We start from the raw sequence: 17,935 nt of genomic DNA, 5'->3' as shown, positions 1-17,935 counted from the left end.
TTTACCGAATTCATTTTCATGATGCAAACATTTAATAGACTACTATAAAATGATTATGTAAACTAAAAAAATTCAATCAATAGTCTTTTTAACCCTTTCTTTTAGAAGAGTAGGGTGTGCTACAATTAAGAAATTAGTGGAAGACAAGTGGTCATCTAGCAGAAGAAAAATGTGACCTTTTTTATGAAAGATTGAAAGGGAGAGAGATTCTAATGGCAGATATTGAACAGTTTTTAGCGTTAGACATTCGCGTTGGGACGATAGTAGAAGCAGCATTTTTTGCAGAAGCAAGAGTACCTGCTTTTAAGCTGAAGATTGACTTTGGGGATGAGATTGGCATAAAACAATCTAGTGCACAGCTGACAAAACGATATCAGGCTGAGAATCTCACTGGGAAACAAATTATTGCAGTGGTCAATTTCCCGCCAAGAAGAATTGCCGGGTTTAAATCAGAGGTGCTTGTCTTAGGAGGCATGCCGTCAAAAGAAGACGTTGTCCTGCTTGCCACCGATGAGCTGGTTGAAAATGGCACCAAAATAGGGTAAGAAAAAAGACATCTTCATCAGAAGATGTCTTTTGCGTATTGAGGCGGAATAACCACACGCCACATTCGTGTGTGTCTCAAAGAGACGTGTTACCCGACTTACACAATTCAGCTCATCGCTTGATTAATATAGCATGGGATTGGTATGAATGCAACCATTATTTGAGTTCTCTTTGTTTTTGGAAGATAAAAAGAAGGTTCATCTCCTCATATCATAGAAAAAATGACAAGAAATCAATTATTTGGATTATTTTTTCAAAAAATATTGAAAAGTCAGATCATATTTTATAAAATGAATTCATCTTAGTTTGTTTAATCGATAAACTAAGATGGCGATCATCTATTGTTTAAAGCACATGATTTGCTGCTATGTGGGCTAAGCTGAAAGAAAGAGCTGTTCAGCTTCATTTTTACAACGAATTGAAAGCGCTTTATTTTTGACCTATTGATTGCTGCTGCCCTGCACCATCTGTCCGCTAGAAGAGGCTAAGTGAAGAAGGGAGAAAACTCATGGTGAGTGAGAATTTAAAGAAGATTCGTATGTCTGAAAAAGTGGGGTATGCTTCAGGAGATTTCGCATGTAATTTAATTTATGCAACTGTCTCTACGTATCTATTATTTTTTTATACGGATGTGTATGGATTATCAGCAGCAGCAGCAGGGACGATGTTTTTGGTGGTTCGGGCCATCGATGCGCTTGCAGATCCGTTTATTGGGGCGATGGTTGACCGAACGAACAGCCGTTTTGGCCGGTTTAGACCTTATTTGTTATTTGGTGCGTTACCTTTTGCCGTTCTTGCCATTCTTTGTTTTACGACACCGGATTTTTCCGAAATGGGAAAACTCATTTATGCGTACATCACGTATGTTGGTTTATCGCTTACATACACGTTCATCAATGTTCCTTATGGTGCTTTAACTTCCGCAATGACAAGAAATAACCAAGAGGTCGTCAGTATTACGTCTGTTCGTATGCTTTTTGCAAATCTCGGTGGTTTAGTTGTTGCTTTTTTTGTTCCGTTTCTTGCGACGTTTTTGAGTGATACAACAGGAAATACAGCACTTGGCTGGCAGATCACGATGGCATTTCTCGGCGTACTTGGGGGCGGATTACTGATTTTCTGTTTTAAAAGTACGAATGAGCGCGTCACACTTCAAAAGCCAGAGGAAAAGATCAAGTTCAGTGATCTCTTTGTCCAGTTACGAGTGAATCGTCCGCTTGTTGTGTTAAGCATTTTCTTTATCATTATCTTTGGTGTGAACTCGATCAGCAACTCAGTCGGGATCTATTATGTGACGTATAACCTCGGCAGAGAAGATTTAGTGAAGTGGTACGGCCTGATTGGCAGTCTGCCAGCTTTAATGGTGCTGCCGTTTATTCCAAAATTGCACAAACTATTAGGAAAGAAAAAGCTGCTGAATTATTCATTATTGCTGAATATTGTAGGCCTTCTTGCATTACTTGTGATCCCGCCGAGTCAAATCACTTTAATACTTATTTTCAGGCTCGTTGCGGCTGCAGGGAGTATTACAGCAGGTGCTTACATGTGGGCACTCATTCCTGAAACCGTTGAATATGGCGAATATAAAACAGGGAAAAGAATGGGTGGACTGATTTACGCAGTGATTGGCTTCTTCTTTAAATTTGGGATGGCCTTAGGCGGCATCGTTCCAGGGCTTGTCCTTGACCGATTTGGTTATATTGCAAATCAAGTGCAAACACCAGAAGCTTTACTGGGCATTTTAATCACGACAACGGTGATTCCTGTATGCTTACTCATTTTAGCGATGGTTGATATTAATTTTTATAACCTAGATGAAGAAAAACATAAAAAAGTCATACGAGAGCTTGAGAATAGAGACAAGGTGTATATCGATCATATGGACGACTTTAAAATGTAGCTCTCTGAAAGAGGAGGAAATTCAATGAACATTACCAATCCAGTGCTCAAAGGGTTTAACCCTGACCCAAGTATTTGCCGTGAGGGAGAGGACTATTACATGGCGGTTTCTACATTTGAATGGTTCCCGGGGGTGCAAATTTATCACTCGAAGGATCTCGTCCACTGGCGGCTCGCCGCGCGTCCCTTGCAAAAAACTTCTCAACTCGATATGAAAGGAAATCCTGATTCCGGCGGGGTATGGGCGCCGTGTTTAAGTTATGCGGATGGTCAGTTTTGGCTCATCTATTCTGATATTAAAGTAGTAGATGGTCCGTTTAAGGATGGTCATAATTATTTGGTCACAGCTGACGCAGTAGATGGCGAGTGGAGCGATCCGGTTCGACTCAATAGTTCTGGGTTTGATCCTTCCTTGTTCCATGATCCAAGCGGAAAGAAATACGTGTTGAATATGCTGTGGGACCATCGAGAAAAACATCATTCTTTTGCAGGTATAGCCTTACAGGAATATAGTGTATCTGAAAAAAAACTGGTCGGTGAGCGGAAGGTCATTTTTAAAGGCACGCCAATCAAACTGACAGAAGCCCCGCATCTTTATTACATCAATGATGTCTATTATTTATTAACAGCTGAAGGGGGAACACGTTACGAACATGCAGCCACAATCGCCCGTTCCTCGCGTATTGATGGGCCGTATGAGGTTCATCCTGACAACCCAATTTTAACGGCTTTTCACGCGCCTAGCCATCCACTACAAAAATGCGGGCATGCTTCCATTGTACAAACGCATACAAATGAATGGTATTTGGCTCATCTGACTGGCCGTCCAATTCATTCAAGTAAGGAATCCATTTTTCAGCAAAGAGGCTGGTGCCCTTTAGGAAGAGAGACAGCCATACAAAAGCTTGAATGGAAAGATGGCTGGCCGTATGTGGTAGGCGGAAAAGAGGGGCTCCTAGAGGTTGAAGCGCCTGCGATGAGCGTAAAAGAGTTCTCTCCAACCTATCACATAGTCGATGAATTTAAAGATTCATCGTTAAATAGACATTTCCAAACATTAAGAATCCCATTTACGGATCAGATTGGTTCAGTGACGGAAAATCCTCATCATTTAAGGCTGTATGGGCAGGAATCTTTAACGTCTAAATTTACCCAAGCGTTTGTTGCGAGGCGCTGGCAAAGCTTTTATTTTGAAGCAGAGACAGCGGTTTCCTTCTTTCCGAAAAACTTTCAGCAAGCGGCAGGTCTTGTGAATTATTATAATACGGAAAATTGGACTGCACTTCAGGTAACTTATGACGATGCGCTTGGCCGTATCCTTGAGTTATCTGTGTGTGAAAACCTGGCCTTTTCTCAGCCGCTAATTAAAAAAATCATCATCCCAGACGAGATTCCGTATGTGTATTTAAAAGTGACCGTTCAGAGAGAGACGTACACGTATTCTTATTCTTTTGATCAACAAGAGTGGGAAAAAATAGATGTACCGCTTGAATCGACCCATTTGTCAGATGATTTTATTCGAGGAGGGGGGTTCTTTACAGGGGCTTTTGTTGGAATGCAGTGCCAAGACACAAGCGGTGAACGTCTGCCTGCCGATTTTAAGTATTTTCGATACGAAGAAACAACTGAATAAAAAAAGACAACACTCTAAAGGCTGTCTCTCTTTAACATGTATTCCATTATGGTGAAGGCGTGACATCACGCAAAAAAGCTTCAGTGACAAGAGATGTCATCCCTAAGGCTGGTGCGTTTTGTCCTAATGACGAAGGGAGCAGCTCCACCCGTGAGCTGAATTGTGCATCCATTCTAGAGGATACTTCATCTTGAATGACACTTAGAACGGCCTGCTCAGATTCAATGACCTTGTTTCGTAAAATAACGGCTTGTGGGTTGAAGGTATGCAGAACGTTTGTGAGACCTACCCCAATGTAAAAGCCAAAGTTACGCAAGGCATTGAGTGTTTTCATATCATTTAACTTCGCCAGCCGCTCAATATCTTGATAGGTGAATGGCTGACCATCTGTTTGGAGCGATTGGAACAGTGCTTTCTCAGATGCATACAGTTCCCAGCAACCACGATTTCCGCAGCTACATGTCGGTCCATTAAAGTCGATCGTCATATGTCCCATTTCACCAGAAAAACCGTTTGTACCTCTATATAAATGATGATTGATAATGATGCCTATTCCAATACCAGTGCCGATACTTGCATAGATCAGATGGTCATAATGTTTAGCAGCACCGAAGATTTTTTCACCGTACGCACCGGCATTTGCTTCATTCTCGATAAAAACCGGTACTTGGAATGTGTCTTGGAGACTTGTTTTCAGATCGACATTTTTCCATTTTGAATGAGGCGTAAACACAATTTGTTCATCTGCATCGACCAGACCAGGTATACAAATCCCTATACCAATCAGCCCGTATGGAGAAGAAGGAATGTGTGAACGTAACTGCTGAATCAATTCAATTAAAATACGGACGGTCACATCAGGTGTGCTGGATGGGAGCTTGAGCTGCTCATCATGAATCATCGACCCTTCAAGGTCTGTTAAAATGCCGTTGACATAATCAACACCGACATCAATGCCGATAGAGTAACCTGCACGTTTATTAAACATGAGAAGCACGGGTCTTCTTCCGCCGCTAGATTCGCCTTGACCGATTTCATAAACAAGATGTTCTTTCATTAATGTACTCACTTGAGAAGAAACGGTCGATTTATTTAACCCAGTGCGTTCAGATAATTTTGCTCTGGAAATTGGTGCATGGTGAAGAATTTCGTTTAGCAATAGCTTTTGATTTATTTTTTTCACAAAGTTCTGATCCGCAATATCCATTGTATCCACTCCATTTGTTTCGTCTTTAGATTAAGTGAAGAAAAGCCATTTTTTGTAGTGTTCATTCTCTATAAAACATGCTTTTCACTTTATTATAACGAAAATATTTCTAAAAAACTAAAAAATATGGAAAATTCAAAGAGATTAGTCGGTAAACTCGTTCATTTGTTTGTTGAATCAACTTACTAAGTGAATATATAGGGGGAATCACTTATGGTCAAATCAAATATGACTTCGTTAAGTCGTTTACAAGGGATTGGCAACATTCAATATGAAGGAAAACATTCAAAGAACCCATTCGCATTTAAATATTATGATCCGAGCGAAATGATTGGCGGAAAGTCAATGAAAGACCACCTGCGATTTTCCGTCGCTTATTGGCATACACTGACTGCTGATGGAACAGACATGTTTGGAACTGGCACGATGAAAAGGGCCTGGGATTCTTATAGCGGAATGGATTTGGCGAAGGCTAGATTGGAAGTGGCTTTTCAGCTCTTTGATTTATTGGATGTTCCGTATTTTTCATTCCATGACCGTGATATTGCACCAGAGGGCGACACGCTTCAAGAGACCAATCAGCAGCTAGACATCATCGTAGAAAGAATGAAAGATTACATGCAACAAAGCGGGGTTCGTCTTCTATGGAACACGGCTAATATGTTTAAGCATCCAAGATTTGTTCACGGTGCAGCGACATCCTGTCATGCAGATGTATTTGCCTATGCAGCTGCACAAGTGAAAAAGGGCATCGAAACAGCAAAGGAACTCGGCGCAGAAAATTATGTTTTCTGGGGAGGGCGAGAAGGTTACGACACACTACTGAATACAGATATGAAAAGAGAGCTTGACCATTTGGCGGCCTTTTTGCATATGGCGGTCGATTATGCAAAAGAAATTGGATTTACAGGTCAATTTTTAATTGAGCCAAAGCCGAAGGAACCGACAACTCATCAATATGATACGGATGCAGCGACATCAATCGCCTTTTTAAAACAATATGGATTGGATACACACTTTAAATTAAATATCGAGGCCAATCATGCGACATTAGCGGGTCATACGTTTGAGCATGAGCTGCGTGTAGCAAGAATTCATGGACTGCTCGGTTCCGTTGATGCCAACCAAGGAAACTCCCTTCTAGGCTGGGACACTGATGAATTCCCAACGGATTTATATGCCACAACTCTCGCCATGTATGAAATTTTGCAAAATGGCGGACTTGGAACAGGCGGTCTCAATTTTGATGCAAAAGTCAGAAGAGCCTCCTTTGAACTGGAAGATCTTCTGTATGCCCATATTGCGGGGATGGATGCATTCGCAAAAGGGCTGCGGGTGGCTCATAGACTCATAGAAGACCGTGTGTTTGAAGATGTGATCAAGCACCGGTACCGCAGTTTTTCTGAAGGAATTGGACGGGAGATTTCAGAAGGAACGGCAAACTTTCATACATTAGAAGAATATGCACTGAAACATCCGCTCATCAGAAACGAATCTGGCAGAGAGGAACAGCTGAAAGCCAGATTGAATCAATATTTGTTAGAAGATTAATGGAGCGGGCTGATGTTTTGAAGGAGTGAACACATGAAGTATGTGATGGGAATTGATCTTGGAACGAGCGGAGTCAAAGCGATATTAGTAGATGAGAGCGGGAAGGTATGCTGTGAGACGACTAAATCTTACCGCCTCATTCAAAGCAAACCAGGTTATTGTGAGCAAAATCCTGAAGACTGGGTAGAGCAGACGATGGCCGCGATGACAGAACTTATGGAGAGAAAGCCTGTTCAGTCAAGGCAAGTAGAAGGCATCAGTTTTTCTGGACAAATGCACGGACTTGTTTTATTGGATGAATCCCTTCAAGTGCTCAGGCCTGCCATCTTGTGGAATGACACAAGAACAACACCGCAATGCGTGCGCATGACAGAAAAGCTAGGAGGCAGGCTGCAAGCGATCACAAAAAATCAGGCGTTAGAAGGGTTTACACTGCCAAAGTTGTTATGGGTAAAGGAACATGAACCAGAAATTGATCAACGAATCCATTTGTTTTTACTTCCAAAAGATTATGTCAGATATCGATTAACCGGCGCTATTCATATGGACTATTCTGATGCGGCTGGTACGTTACTGTTGGATATGGGAGAACAAACATGGAGCGAGGAGATTTGTCAAAGCTTTGATATTCCGATTCGTATTTGCCCGCCACTCGTTTCATCGGAGGCGGAGGTTGGAACACTCTTGCCGCAGATCGCAAAGAAAACCGGGATGACAGAAGAGGTGAAGGTTTTTGCGGGTGGAGCAGATAATGCTTGCGGTGCCATTGGCGCCGGCATTTTATCATCAGGTCACACATTATGCAGCATTGGCACATCAGGTGTCATTCTTTCCTATGAAGAAAATCATAACAGAGAGCTGAATGGAAACTTGCATTTGTTCCATCATGCAAAAAAAGACGCTTTTTATACAATGGGAGTCACTTTATCAGCAGGTTATAGCCTCGATTGGATTAAATCTTTACTTGCTCCAAATGATTCGTTTAAAGACCTTTTAGCCGGAGCAAAAGATATAGCGCCTGGCGCAAATGGATTGCTATTTACGCCATATTTAGTTGGGGAAAGAACGCCTCATGCAGATTCAGTCATTCGTGGAAGCTTCATTGGATTAGACAGCCGGCATGAAAAAGCGCATATGGTTAGAGCTGTGCTCGAAGGAATCACTTTTTCATTAAATGAATCGATCGCTTTATTTAGGCAGGCCGGAAAAAGAATAGATGCTATTGTGTCCATAGGTGGAGGTGCGAGAAGTCATACATGGCTTCAAATGCAGGCAGACATTTTTCAAGCTGAAGTGATTCAGCTTGAAAATGAGCAAGGGCCCGCATTAGGTGCAGCGATGCTTGCAGCAGTTGGATGCGGCTGGTACGAGTCACTTGAGGCGTGTGCGGATCAGTTTATCCATCAAGCAGCCGTATTTACACCAAATCAACAGCATGTCGATGTATATGATCATCTCTTTCGTTTGTATCAAAGCATTTATACACACACAAGAGACATTCATGCGGGGCTAGCACAGTATCGATAATCTAGTAGTAAGTGGGGGCATGAAAGGAGGTGATGAATTCGTTTCATCTTAGAGATGACAGAATCAAAAGGATGAAAAAGGAGAGGAATGGACGATGAATTTGAGAAAATTAAGACTGTTGTTTGTGATGTGTATTGGACTGACGCTTATACTGACGGCTGTACCAGCCCATGCGAGAACCATTACGAATAATGAAATGGGTAACCATAGCGGGTACGATTATGAATTATGGAAGGATTATGGAAACACCTCGATGACACTCAATAACGGCGGGGCATTTAGTGCAGGCTGGAACAATATCGGAAATGCTTTATTTAGAAAAGGGAAAAAGTTTGATTCCACTAGAACTCACCATCAACTTGGCAACATCTCCATCAATTACAACGCAAGTTTTAACCCAGGCGGGAATTCCTATCTATGTGTCTATGGCTGGACACAATCTCCATTAGCAGAATACTACATTGTTGATTCATGGGGCACATATCGTCCAACAGGAGCGTATAAAGGATCATTTTATGCTGATGGAGGCACATATGACATTTATGAAACAACCCGTGTCAATCAGCCTTCCATTATCGGGATCGCAACCTTCAAGCAATATTGGAGTGTACGTCAAACGAAACGTACAAGCGGAACGGTCTCCGTCAGTGCGCATTTTAGAAAATGGGAAAGTTTAGGGATGCCAATGGGGAAAATGTATGAAACGGCATTTACTGTAGAAGGCTACCAAAGCAGCGGAAGTGCAAATGTGATGACCAATCAGCTGTTTATTGGCAACTAAAAAAGTCAAAGAAAAGAGCCGGGAGCAAAATGCCTGGCTCTTTCTATCATAATTTTTCAACTTCGACTCTGCCGGAAAAGAACGTCGCACCGCCGCCCATATCTGCCAAACGATCAGGTGTGAGGCCATTCACCAAATGTTTTTTGCCTTTTTGGTCTGCCCATAATCCCTGGCTGACAACAACACCAGATAACACATTTTGTCCGACTGACACGATCAGCTCGCATTCTCCTCGATCATTCAGCACACGAACCATGTCCCCATCTTCAATCTGTCTTTCTTTTGCATCTTGTTCATTCATATGAAGCTTCGGACATTTCTCAAGCTTTTGATGCTTCTCATGAAGAGAGAAGGTGGAATTAAGAAAATTGTGGTTTGGTCCCGGTATAAACGTCAGTGGATAATCACTTTCCTTGAATAAAGGTACATAGGTTGGGAGGGCTGGATATCCATCTTTTTTCATTTGTTCAGAGTAAAGCTCAATTTTCCCGCTTGGGGTAGGGAGCTTTAAATCTTTGAAAGGCCCTCGTTTTGCTTTGATCCACTTTTTCTCTTTTAACGCTTGATATGAGATGTTTTTATAGTGCGGATTTTCAGGATGATGAAGAGCTTGTTCCATTAGTTCCGCATCTGTGTCTTTAAAGGCTTCATCTTCAAAGCCCATCGCATGAGCCAAAAGACGAAACACTTCTGTGTTTGATTTGCTTTCTCCATAACGTTCAATAACAGGTTCTTGAATTTGAATGTAATGATGCCAGTAAGAAGTATAAAAATCCTCGTTTTCAAAGGCAGATGTCGCTGGCAGAACAATATCCGCATAAGTGGCTGTCTCTGTCATGAACAAGTCATGGACAACCGTAAATAAGTCTTGCCGCATTAAACCGTCTCTTACTTTATTTGCTTCAGGTGTCACAACAGCCGGGTTGCAAGAGTAGACAAAAAGAGAATCAATAGAAGGTTCTGCGTTCGTTAGCACGCTGCCCAGCTGATTCATATTAAATGTTCTAGGTTCGCGTTCCTTTAATAATTCCGGTCGCTGAAGAGCGGTTTCATTATAACTAAGAAAAGAAGAGTTCGATTTCATCGCACCGCCGCCTTTGTGCAGCCATTGACCGGTGAGGGCAGGGAGACAGGAGATGGTTCGAATACTCATGCCGCCATTATCGTGATGCTGTAGCCCATTGCCAATACGAATGAGAGACGGCGTTGTCTCTGCGTACATTCTCGCAAGTGTGATGATGTCTTCTTTTGGGACACCCGTGATCTGTTCGACTGTTTCTGGATCGTACTGCTTCACATGCTCGCGAAGTTCATTGTGACCGACCGTGTAAGTCTCTAAAAATGACGTATCTGTGAGGTCTTCTTTAAAAAGGACATGCATGATCCCAAGAGCTAGCGCACTGTCAGTGCCAGGGCGAAGCGGAATGAACCAATCTGCCATCCGGCCCGTTTGGTTTTTGTGCACATCAATGACGACAATTTTAGCCCCTTGCTTTCGAGCTTTTTGTGCCAACGTGATTTGATGCATATTGGTTGAAACCGCATTGATGCCCCAAAAGATAAATAGTTTCGTATGAATGGTCTCTTCTGGGTCTGTCCCGATGCTTGCGCCCATTGTATATTTATAGCCAGTTGTTCCGGCTGACTGACAAATGGTTCGGTCTAGCTGACTTGAGCCAAGTCGATAGAAAAAGCGGCGGTCCATTCCTTCTGCATTGAGATTCCCCATATTCCCATAGAAGCTGTAAGGCAAAATGCTTTCTGGTCCTTTTTCTTCGATCAGCTTTGTCCATTTTTGACGAATGGTTTCAATCGCTTCTTCCCACGTAATTGGAGCAAACTGCCGGTCACCTTTTTGACCTACACGTTTTAATGGTGTTGTCAGACGTTTTTCATCATATAAACGAGCTGTGACATTCCGCACTTTATTGCAAATGTTTCCTTGAGTGACTGGATGATCTGGATCTCCTTGAACTTTAACGATCTTTCCGTTCTCTTTATGTATTAAAAGACCGCACTGATCAGGGCAATCTAACGAACAAACTGATTTGAATATTCCGTCTTTCATTGTTGTGTAATCGGTCATACGTTTAGCTTCCTTTCCGAATTCCGTGATCACTGTACATATGGACTTTATTTTAGCATGTTCAGACGAGGAAGGTAAGGAGAAGCATATGAAAAAAAGCCCCTAATGAAAGGGACTTTTAAAAACGGGTGACCTGCACAGGGAATTCTTTGACCCCAAACACAAACGTGCTTTGAATTGGTTTCAGCTGATCTGCCGCACAGGTGATTTCTCGAAACGTACGAAGTAAAATCTCAAGTGCTAGATGAGCCTCAAGCCGGGCGAGAGGGGCACCAAGACAAAAATGGATGCCGAAGCCAAAGCTCAAATGTGGATTTGATTTTCTGTCAAGACGAAACGTATCTGGATCGTCAAACTTCCGTTCATCACGATTCGCAGATGCCACCCAGCTGATGAGATAGTCTCCTTTTTCAATGTGAGAACCGGCAATCTGAACATCCTCTGCTGCAACTCGCCCAATCGCTTGAACAGGCGGATAATAGCGCAGCGTTTCCTCCGTCAATTGAGGAATGAGAGACAGGTCTTGCCGCACTGATTCGGCGATATGCGGCTGCTCTGTTAAAAGTCGTACGGCATTTGTAATTAAATTCGTCGTTGTTTCATTACCAGCAACGAGTAAGAGTATACAAAAGCCAAGCAGTTCATTTTCTGATAAACGCTCACCGTCAATTTCCGCTTGGATGAGAAGGGAGATTAAATCATCGGCTGGCGTTTCTTTTCGTTTTTGGATCAAATGAGCAAAGTATGCTGACAGCTCTTTTTCTGCTTGTTTTTGCATGTCGACAACGGCTTGAACAGCTTCTTTTGAATCATCTTTGGCTCCTGCAACTAGAGCATCTGAATGTTTTTTGATCAGCTCTCTGTCTTTCACTTCTGCCCCGAGAAGCTCGGCGATGATCATGACAGGTAGGGGAGCGGCAAGATCTTGGACAATATCGAAGGTCCGTTGATCCTTTACTTGATGTAATAGATCATGGGTCAAGTCTTTGATCTTTTCTTCTATTTGTTTGATCGCTTTTGGCGTGAAGGCTTTATTGACGAGTGCTCTCATTTTGGTATGTTTTGGAGGGTCCATTGTTAAAATACTCGTTTTAGATGTGCTTCTTCCTCGCTGTGATGAAAACACTTTTGGCTGCTTCAGAACGGACTGAATATCAGCATATCGAAAGAGATCCCAGCACTTTCTCGTTTCATCGTATCGAATATCACCCTGCGATCGTAATTCATTGTAGATAGGGAATGGGAAAAGAAAGTCATCAGTAGATCGGATTTCTTTCATTGGGATGACATTGACGTAATTTTCTTTTACTTTCATTATGAACGCTCCTTTTTCTCTTGATTCCCTTTCACGGTATCACCACGAAAAACGCATTTCAACGGACATGTTTTCTAAAATATGTCAATAGTCTAATCGAAAGATTCAAACACATTCATCCTATAGGAAAATAGAAAGTCATCAAAAATGATAGCGCTTTCTAAAAACTAGAATTGAAGTCACCGAAACCAAAAATAAAATGGTGAATTCAGTCGAACGAAAGGGTACTATGATTCAAATCTATATAGTTCTTTTGATCTAAATTAATGATTTAAAAAACACGGCTAACATACATACCGCAAGCTGTTCAGCGTGCATTCGGGACTTTTGAAAAGCGCTGGCTCTTTCTTGACACGATTTCTCATCATGTTACGATAACTAACGTGCGAAAAACACGAACAAAAAGCGAACAAGGGAGAGGATCAATATCATTGATCAAAAGAAAGTTGCTTTCATTGGAGCAGGTTCTATGGCGGAAGGAATGATTGCAGGTATTGTGCGATCAGGTCAGATGCCGCTCAGCCAAATTTACGCAACAAACAAGCAAAATAAGCAGCGATTAAACGAACTAACGAAACGCTACGGAATCCAAACAGCCACAATGGATTCATTTCCTTTTGAAGAGATGGATATGTTGATCCTGGCAATGAAGCCAAAGGATGCTGAAACAGCACTTGAATCATTAAAACCTCATATTCAGAAAGATCAGCTCATCCTGTCTGTGCTTGCAGGTGTGAAATCATCGTATATTGAAGACATGCTGCATGAAGGGCAGCCTGTTATGCGAGTAATGCCAAATACGTCAAGTACGATTGGGGCGTCGGCGACCGCTTTATCTGCTGGACGTGATGTGAAAAATGAACATGTAAGCATGAGTCGAGCTCTTTTATCTGAAATGGGAGAAGTATATACCATTCAGGAAGAGCAAATGGATATTTTCACAGGAATTGCCGGAAGCGGTCCAGCTTATTTTTATTTCTTAATGGAAAGAATCGAAGAGGCTGGAGAAGAAGCTGGCTTATCAAAAGAAATGTCCCGTCAAATCGGTACACAGACACTTCTAGGTGCAGCGAAGATGCTGCAAGAAACAGCTGAAAATCCTTCTGTCCTCAGAGAAAAAATTACGTCACCTAATGGAACAACGGCTGCAGGACTAGATGCATTAGATGATTTTGGCGGAGGAGAAGCCATCAAGCAGGCCGTCAAACATGCCGCCAATCGATCAAAAGAAATAAGTGAACAGCAAAAACAAAAAGTAACGATATAAATAGAGCCTCAATACAGGAGTGATAAGGTGTACGCAGATAAAGAGAGAAAACGAATTGTTGTGAAAATCGGAAGCAGCTCTCTTACTAGCTTTCAAGGTGAGATTAGTTTAAAAAAACTAGAAAACCTCGTCAATCAAATTGTAAAACTCAAAGATGAAGGACACGAAGTCATTTTGGTCTCATCTGGTGCGGTTGCAGCTGGTTACCGAAAATTAGGATTTATTGATAGACCGAAAACACTGCCAGAAAAACAGGCGTCTGCCTCAATAGGGCAAGGGCTTTTAATGGAGTCATATTCTACTTTATTTTTATCGCACGGTTATATTGCTTCACAGCTATTAATTACAAGAAGCGATTTTTCAGATGAAACGCGCTATCAAAATGTGCGAAATACAATGAATGTGTTATTAGATCGAGGGATCATCCCGATTATTAATGAAAATGATACAGTGACGATCAATCGGTTGAAGTTTGGAGATAATGATACATTGTCTGCAAAAGTAGCTGGACTGATTGATGCGGATTTCCTCGCTATTTTATCTGATATTGATGGCTTGTATGAAGATAACCCTCATACAAACCCGAATGCGAAGAGAATTCTAGAAGTCACAGAAATCACAGAAGACATCGAAGCAGCCGCTGGAGATGCGGGAAGCAGCGTTGGCACAGGCGGAATGAAATCAAAACTCGATGCCTTTAAAATTTCAATGGCCGCAGGCATCAATGGCTTTTTGGGAAAAGCCGATACGCCTCACATTTTAGACAAAGCCATTAATGGGACAGAGGACGGCACTTATTTTACAGCTGACGAAAATTTAGCGCCGCTGAATTATAAAAAACAGTGGATTGCTTTTCATTCTGGCCCAAAAGGCGAAATCGTTGTTCAAGAGAAAACACAGGAGCTTCTCATGCATCGTGAGAAAAGTCTGGATTCTGACGGCATAGTCGATGTAAATGGTTCGTTTAAAAAAGGCGATGTAGTCCGTATTTTAGATCAAGATGAAAGAGAAATAGGGCTTGGCATTGTCAATTATGCGTCCGACGAACTCGCACTGAGCGGTGACTTGCTACAGGATGAAGTGGTGCATGTCGTAGATCTTGAAGCGTTTGTTTGTCATTTAGATTTATCAATACCAGTTTGCTAATCATAAGGGAGGAATTTCATGACACTGACAGCTGAAGTTGTCACATCGGTCAAAGAAAAAGCGAAAAAAGCAAAGCACGTATCAAAAAAACTAGGTTTACTTCAAACAGAGGAAAAAAATGAGGCGCTGCTGAAAATAGCAGAAACACTCGAACAGCAAAGTGATTTTATTTTACAGAAAAATCAAAAGGATTTAGAGGCAGGAAAAGAAAAGGGCTTCTCTGAAGCATTAATGGATCGATTAATGTTAAATGAAGAGAGAATTCATGAGTTTGCAGAAAGTTTGCGGCTTGTGACGAGATTAACAGATCCTGTTGGAGAAATATTGGATGAATGGACTCTTGAAAACGGCTTACATGTGAAAAGCCGAAGAGTACCGCTCGGCGTGATCGGGATGATCTATGAAGCGAGACCGAATGTCACTGTCGATGCAGCAGGGCTTGCCCTCAAGGCAGGCAACTCAGTGATTTTAAAAGGCGGTTCCTCCGCTATTTCTTCCAACAAAGCCATCGTCCGCGTCATTCATGAGGCATTGGATCAAACAAAGATCCCTCGTGATGCGGTACAGTTTATTGAACAAACAGACCGTTCATCGGTTCAAGCGATGTTTCATCTAAAAGAGTGGATTGATGTTTTAATCCCGAGAGGCGGGGCTTCTTTAATCAAAACCGTTGTAGAAGAATCGACCATTCCAGTTCTTGAAACAGGGACAGGGAACTGCCATATCTTTATTGATCAAACAGCGAATGTAGAAAAAGCCATTCAGATTGTCATCAATGCGAAAACAAATCGTCCGGCCGTTTGTAATGCGCTTGAGACTCTGATCGTTCATCGCGATTGGCTGAAAGAAAATGGTGCAGCATTGAATGAAGCACTGCTTCAGCACCAAGTCACTGTGCACGGGGATCAAGACGCTCAATCCTTCTTTTCCGAAGCGGTTCCTGCGGAGGAAGTGGATTGGACAGATGAGTATTTAAGTCTGGATCTTGCGGTGAAAGTGGTTGACTCAATTGAGGACGCCATTCACCACATTGATCAGTACGGGACCAAACATTCAGAAGCCATCGTAACAGAGGATGAAAAAAACGCACAAATCTTTCTAAACGAAGTCGATGCGGCCGCTGTTTACCATAACGCATCTACACGTTTTACAGATGGCGGTGCACTAGGATATGGTGCTGAAATTGGCATTTCTACTCAAAAACTGCACGCAAGAGGGCCAATGGGACTTCCTGCTCTGACAACAACAAAGCTGCTTCTATCTGGTGATGGTCAGATTAGAAGCTAGAATGAATGTAACGAACACTACCTTTCTAACTTGGGGTAGTGTTTTTTTAGTGTATGAGAAAAGAAGAGAGAAAAAAGGGGAACGACATGGAAACGATGCTGAAGCACTGACAACTCTTGAAAAAGAAGACAAAGGGCTAAAATGAAGTCCATTTTAGCCCTTTGTCAACAATCTGAAATTCCCCATAAGAGGGAGTTTTTTTATGAACTTGAACGGTCTTTTTTCATGACTTTCTCAAATTTGAAAAATTCAAATGTCTCAGGTGCTAAAGGGTCATTTTCTTGATTCTTCTCATGAGGGAAGCTCGGATCTGGATGGTGTAAGTGATAAAACTCAACAATCTGAAACCCGCATTTGTTCACATAAAAATGAATGTTGCGCTTTTCAAAATAAGGAGTGACAACTTCCCACACCTTCGTTTCTGGATATTGCGCCTCAATGGCTTTCCATGCTGCCTGACCAATGCCGCGGCTATGAGATGATGAAGAGATATATAATAGGTCCACCGAATTGCGGTGTGTGTGATGGTTGATTTTTAAGACAACCCCTCCTGCCTTTTGACCATTTAGTAAAATATGATAGACAAGGTTCTCTGTCGAATAAAAAGATTCATCAATCGACTCATCAGGAGGAATTGGTCCACCTTCTGCATCGCCAAATGCATCAATGATGCCAGCTGTGAAAGCATCTTGCAGTTCTTTTTTCATCAAAGGGAAGTCCTCTTGTTTTGCAAGTGATAATGTGACTTGATCTTGTGCGATTTTGTTCATGTGTAAATCCTTTCTCCACATACGTGGTGTTTATGCATGTTATCATAAAGGATAGAGTAACTCCATAGTCAAGAAAGGAGCCCTAAAAATGATGAGCGATGGTCAAAAAACATTTTTAACTGGAGAATTTGCGTCATTATTTGAAGTGAAAAAAGATACACTGCTCTATTATGATAAAATCGATTTGTTTAAGCCGGCAGGTGTTCAGGAAAATGGGTACCGTTATTATACATTTGAACAGTTTGATCATTTCATGGCCATTCAATCCCTTCGTGCTGTTCAATTTCCGATCAAACAATTAAAACAATACTTTACTGAGCCTTCTCAGGAGAAATTGCAAAGCCTTGCGGTGGAGCAAGCAGAAAAGGTCGGGGAGGAGATCCAAAAACTACAGGATATTCAATCTTTTCTTTTTCGTGTGATCGAGACAACGAATGAATTATCATCAGTGAAAACAGGGGAGGTCTTGCTTCAAGAACTGCCAGAAGAACCGATCGTCCTCAGTACATCAAACCCAATTGATTCAAACACACCTATAGAAGAAATTTCTCGAATTGTAGGAGAATTTCTGAAAGGGATTGGTATTAAAGGTGCGGCGGCAAATGGTTCTATTTTAAACAAGGAGCAGTTTTTGCAGCGTCATTATCATCAATCTGATCGGCTGTTCTGCCGAATGGAAGGACCGGATGCAGTCAAAAAGCCAGCGGGTCTATATGCAGTCATGTATCAACAAGGAACATATGAAGAAATGGAGACTGCCTATTCACGTTTATTAGATCACATCGAAGCAGAGGATATGATACTGGATGGGGATGTCTTTGAGGAGTATTTACTTCATTCTCTGATGTCTAAAAATGAAGCGGATTACATGACGAAACTTAGTGTGAAAGTCAGAAAACGGGAAGCTTAAGGCATCACAA

The 17,935-nt window shown here is 41.9% G+C and carries 14 protein-coding genes; 10 read left to right on the top strand and 4 right to left on the bottom strand.

All coding sequences use genetic code 11. From position 1 onward, the window contains the following. The first annotated feature begins 212 nt into the window (after window positions 1–212). From csaA to FXF70_RS05020, 3 genes are all read left to right on the top strand, one after another. Window positions 213–545: a chaperone CsaA gene (gene csaA / locus FXF70_RS05030; protein WP_148779939.1), complete on the top strand. Its 333-nt coding sequence runs from the start codon at window positions 213–215 to the stop codon at window positions 543–545. A 509-nt stretch (window positions 546–1,054) separates the two neighbouring features. After that, a complete protein-coding gene (locus FXF70_RS05025; RefSeq protein ID WP_007500679.1) occupies window positions 1,055–2,446 on the top strand; it encodes a glycoside-pentoside-hexuronide (GPH):cation symporter in 1,392 nt (463 codons plus the stop codon). A 24-nt stretch (window positions 2,447–2,470) separates the two neighbouring features. Continuing rightward, complete coding sequence (locus FXF70_RS05020; RefSeq protein WP_148779938.1) at window positions 2,471–4,078, top strand: glycoside hydrolase family 43 protein; 1,608 nt, start codon at window positions 2,471–2,473, stop codon at window positions 4,076–4,078. Between the two features lie 46 nt (window positions 4,079–4,124). On the opposite strand, the gene xylR is transcribed toward FXF70_RS05020, so the two are convergent. Next, the gene (xylR, locus tag FXF70_RS05015; protein ID WP_074041997.1) at window positions 4,125–5,285 is read right to left on the bottom strand and encodes a transcriptional repressor XylR; all 1,161 of its coding nucleotides are present in this window, start codon (window positions 5,283–5,285) and stop codon (window positions 4,125–4,127) included. A 213-nt stretch (window positions 5,286–5,498) separates the two neighbouring features. Between xylR and xylA the strand changes: the two genes are divergently transcribed. From xylA to FXF70_RS05000, 3 genes are all read left to right on the top strand, one after another. Beyond that, complete coding sequence (gene xylA / locus FXF70_RS05010) at window positions 5,499–6,836, top strand: xylose isomerase (RefSeq protein ID WP_148779937.1); 1,338 nt, start codon at window positions 5,499–5,501, stop codon at window positions 6,834–6,836. Between the two features lie 33 nt (window positions 6,837–6,869). After that, complete coding sequence (xylB, locus tag FXF70_RS05005) at window positions 6,870–8,363, top strand: xylulokinase (RefSeq protein WP_148779936.1); 1,494 nt, start codon at window positions 6,870–6,872, stop codon at window positions 8,361–8,363. 94 nt (window positions 8,364–8,457) lie between these two features. Continuing rightward, window positions 8,458–9,144 carry a glycoside hydrolase family 11 protein gene (locus FXF70_RS05000; RefSeq protein ID WP_007500674.1) on the top strand — a complete coding sequence of 229 codons (687 nt, stop codon included), beginning with the start codon at window positions 8,458–8,460 and terminating at the stop codon, window positions 9,142–9,144. A gap of 46 nt (window positions 9,145–9,190) precedes the next feature. Here the strand turns inward: FXF70_RS05000 and FXF70_RS04995 are convergent, their stop codons facing one another. Together FXF70_RS04995 and FXF70_RS04990 are read right to left on the bottom strand one after the other, a co-directional pair. After that, window positions 9,191–11,230: a molybdopterin oxidoreductase family protein gene (locus FXF70_RS04995; RefSeq protein ID WP_148779935.1), complete on the bottom strand. Its 2,040-nt coding sequence runs from the start codon at window positions 11,228–11,230 to the stop codon at window positions 9,191–9,193. Between the two features lie 118 nt (window positions 11,231–11,348). Next, the gene (locus FXF70_RS04990) at window positions 11,349–12,545 is read right to left on the bottom strand and encodes a cytochrome P450 (protein ID WP_148779934.1); all 1,197 of its coding nucleotides are present in this window, start codon (window positions 12,543–12,545) and stop codon (window positions 11,349–11,351) included. A 469-nt stretch (window positions 12,546–13,014) separates the two neighbouring features. Here FXF70_RS04990 and proC point away from each other — a divergent pair, with 469 nt between their 5' ends. Genes proC through FXF70_RS04975 form a run of 3 tightly spaced genes read left to right on the top strand, consistent with a single transcriptional unit; the run spans window position 13,015 to window position 16,245 of the window. Next, on the top strand, window positions 13,015–13,812 hold the full coding sequence (proC, locus tag FXF70_RS04985; protein ID WP_019743319.1) for a pyrroline-5-carboxylate reductase: 798 nt from the start codon (window positions 13,015–13,017) through the stop codon (window positions 13,810–13,812). A gap of 27 nt (window positions 13,813–13,839) precedes the next feature. Further along, window positions 13,840–14,958 (top strand): glutamate 5-kinase, encoded by a 1,119-nt coding sequence (gene proB / locus FXF70_RS04980; protein WP_135227082.1) that lies wholly within the window; start codon window positions 13,840–13,842, stop codon window positions 14,956–14,958. A gap of 18 nt (window positions 14,959–14,976) precedes the next feature. Next, window positions 14,977–16,245 carry a glutamate-5-semialdehyde dehydrogenase gene (locus FXF70_RS04975; protein WP_148779933.1) on the top strand — a complete coding sequence of 423 codons (1,269 nt, stop codon included), beginning with the start codon at window positions 14,977–14,979 and terminating at the stop codon, window positions 16,243–16,245. A gap of 200 nt (window positions 16,246–16,445) precedes the next feature. On the opposite strand, the gene FXF70_RS04970 is transcribed toward FXF70_RS04975, so the two are convergent. Continuing rightward, complete coding sequence (locus FXF70_RS04970; protein WP_072368380.1) at window positions 16,446–17,015, bottom strand: GNAT family N-acetyltransferase; 570 nt, start codon at window positions 17,013–17,015, stop codon at window positions 16,446–16,448. An 88-nt stretch (window positions 17,016–17,103) separates the two neighbouring features. Here FXF70_RS04970 and FXF70_RS04965 point away from each other — a divergent pair, with 88 nt between their 5' ends. Further along, complete coding sequence (locus FXF70_RS04965; protein ID WP_148779932.1) at window positions 17,104–17,925, top strand: MerR family transcriptional regulator; 822 nt, start codon at window positions 17,104–17,106, stop codon at window positions 17,923–17,925. The last annotated feature ends 10 nt before the right edge of the window (window positions 17,926–17,935 follow it).

It is taken from the genome of Bacillus sp. Y3, from assembly GCF_008123875.1.
In the GTDB taxonomy this organism is placed as follows: domain Bacteria; phylum Bacillota; class Bacilli; order Bacillales; family Bacillaceae; genus Bacillus; species Bacillus altitudinis.
The sequence above is the reverse complement of the archived record's forward strand: the minus strand, read 5'-3'. Positions and strand labels throughout refer to the sequence as shown.

What these genes read in the sequence shown, in the direction of transcription:
- csaA (WP_148779939.1), top strand. Translation starts at nt 213, where the DNA reads ATGGCAGATATTGAACAGTTTTTAGCGTTAGACATTCGCGTTGGGACG.
- FXF70_RS05025 (WP_007500679.1), top strand. Translation starts at nt 1,055, where the DNA reads ATGGTGAGTGAGAATTTAAAGAAGATTCGTATGTCTGAAAAAGTGGGG.
- FXF70_RS05020 (WP_148779938.1), top strand. Translation starts at nt 2,471, where the DNA reads ATGAACATTACCAATCCAGTGCTCAAAGGGTTTAACCCTGACCCAAGT.
- xylR (WP_074041997.1), bottom strand. Translation starts at nt 5,285, where the DNA reads ATGGATATTGCGGATCAGAACTTTGTGAAAAAAATAAATCAAAAGCTA.
- xylA (WP_148779937.1), top strand. Translation starts at nt 5,499, where the DNA reads ATGGTCAAATCAAATATGACTTCGTTAAGTCGTTTACAAGGGATTGGC.
- xylB (WP_148779936.1), top strand. Translation starts at nt 6,870, where the DNA reads ATGAAGTATGTGATGGGAATTGATCTTGGAACGAGCGGAGTCAAAGCG.
- FXF70_RS05000 (WP_007500674.1), top strand. Translation starts at nt 8,458, where the DNA reads ATGAATTTGAGAAAATTAAGACTGTTGTTTGTGATGTGTATTGGACTG.
- FXF70_RS04995 (WP_148779935.1), bottom strand. Translation starts at nt 11,230, where the DNA reads ATGACCGATTACACAACAATGAAAGACGGAATATTCAAATCAGTTTGT.
- FXF70_RS04990 (WP_148779934.1), bottom strand. Translation starts at nt 12,545, where the DNA reads ATGAAAGTAAAAGAAAATTACGTCAATGTCATCCCAATGAAAGAAATC.
- proC (WP_019743319.1), top strand. Translation starts at nt 13,015, where the DNA reads ATGGCGGAAGGAATGATTGCAGGTATTGTGCGATCAGGTCAGATGCCG.
- FXF70_RS04975 (WP_148779933.1), top strand. Translation starts at nt 14,977, where the DNA reads ATGACACTGACAGCTGAAGTTGTCACATCGGTCAAAGAAAAAGCGAAA.
- FXF70_RS04970 (WP_072368380.1), bottom strand. Translation starts at nt 17,015, where the DNA reads ATGAACAAAATCGCACAAGATCAAGTCACATTATCACTTGCAAAACAA.
- FXF70_RS04965 (WP_148779932.1), top strand. Translation starts at nt 17,104, where the DNA reads ATGATGAGCGATGGTCAAAAAACATTTTTAACTGGAGAATTTGCGTCA.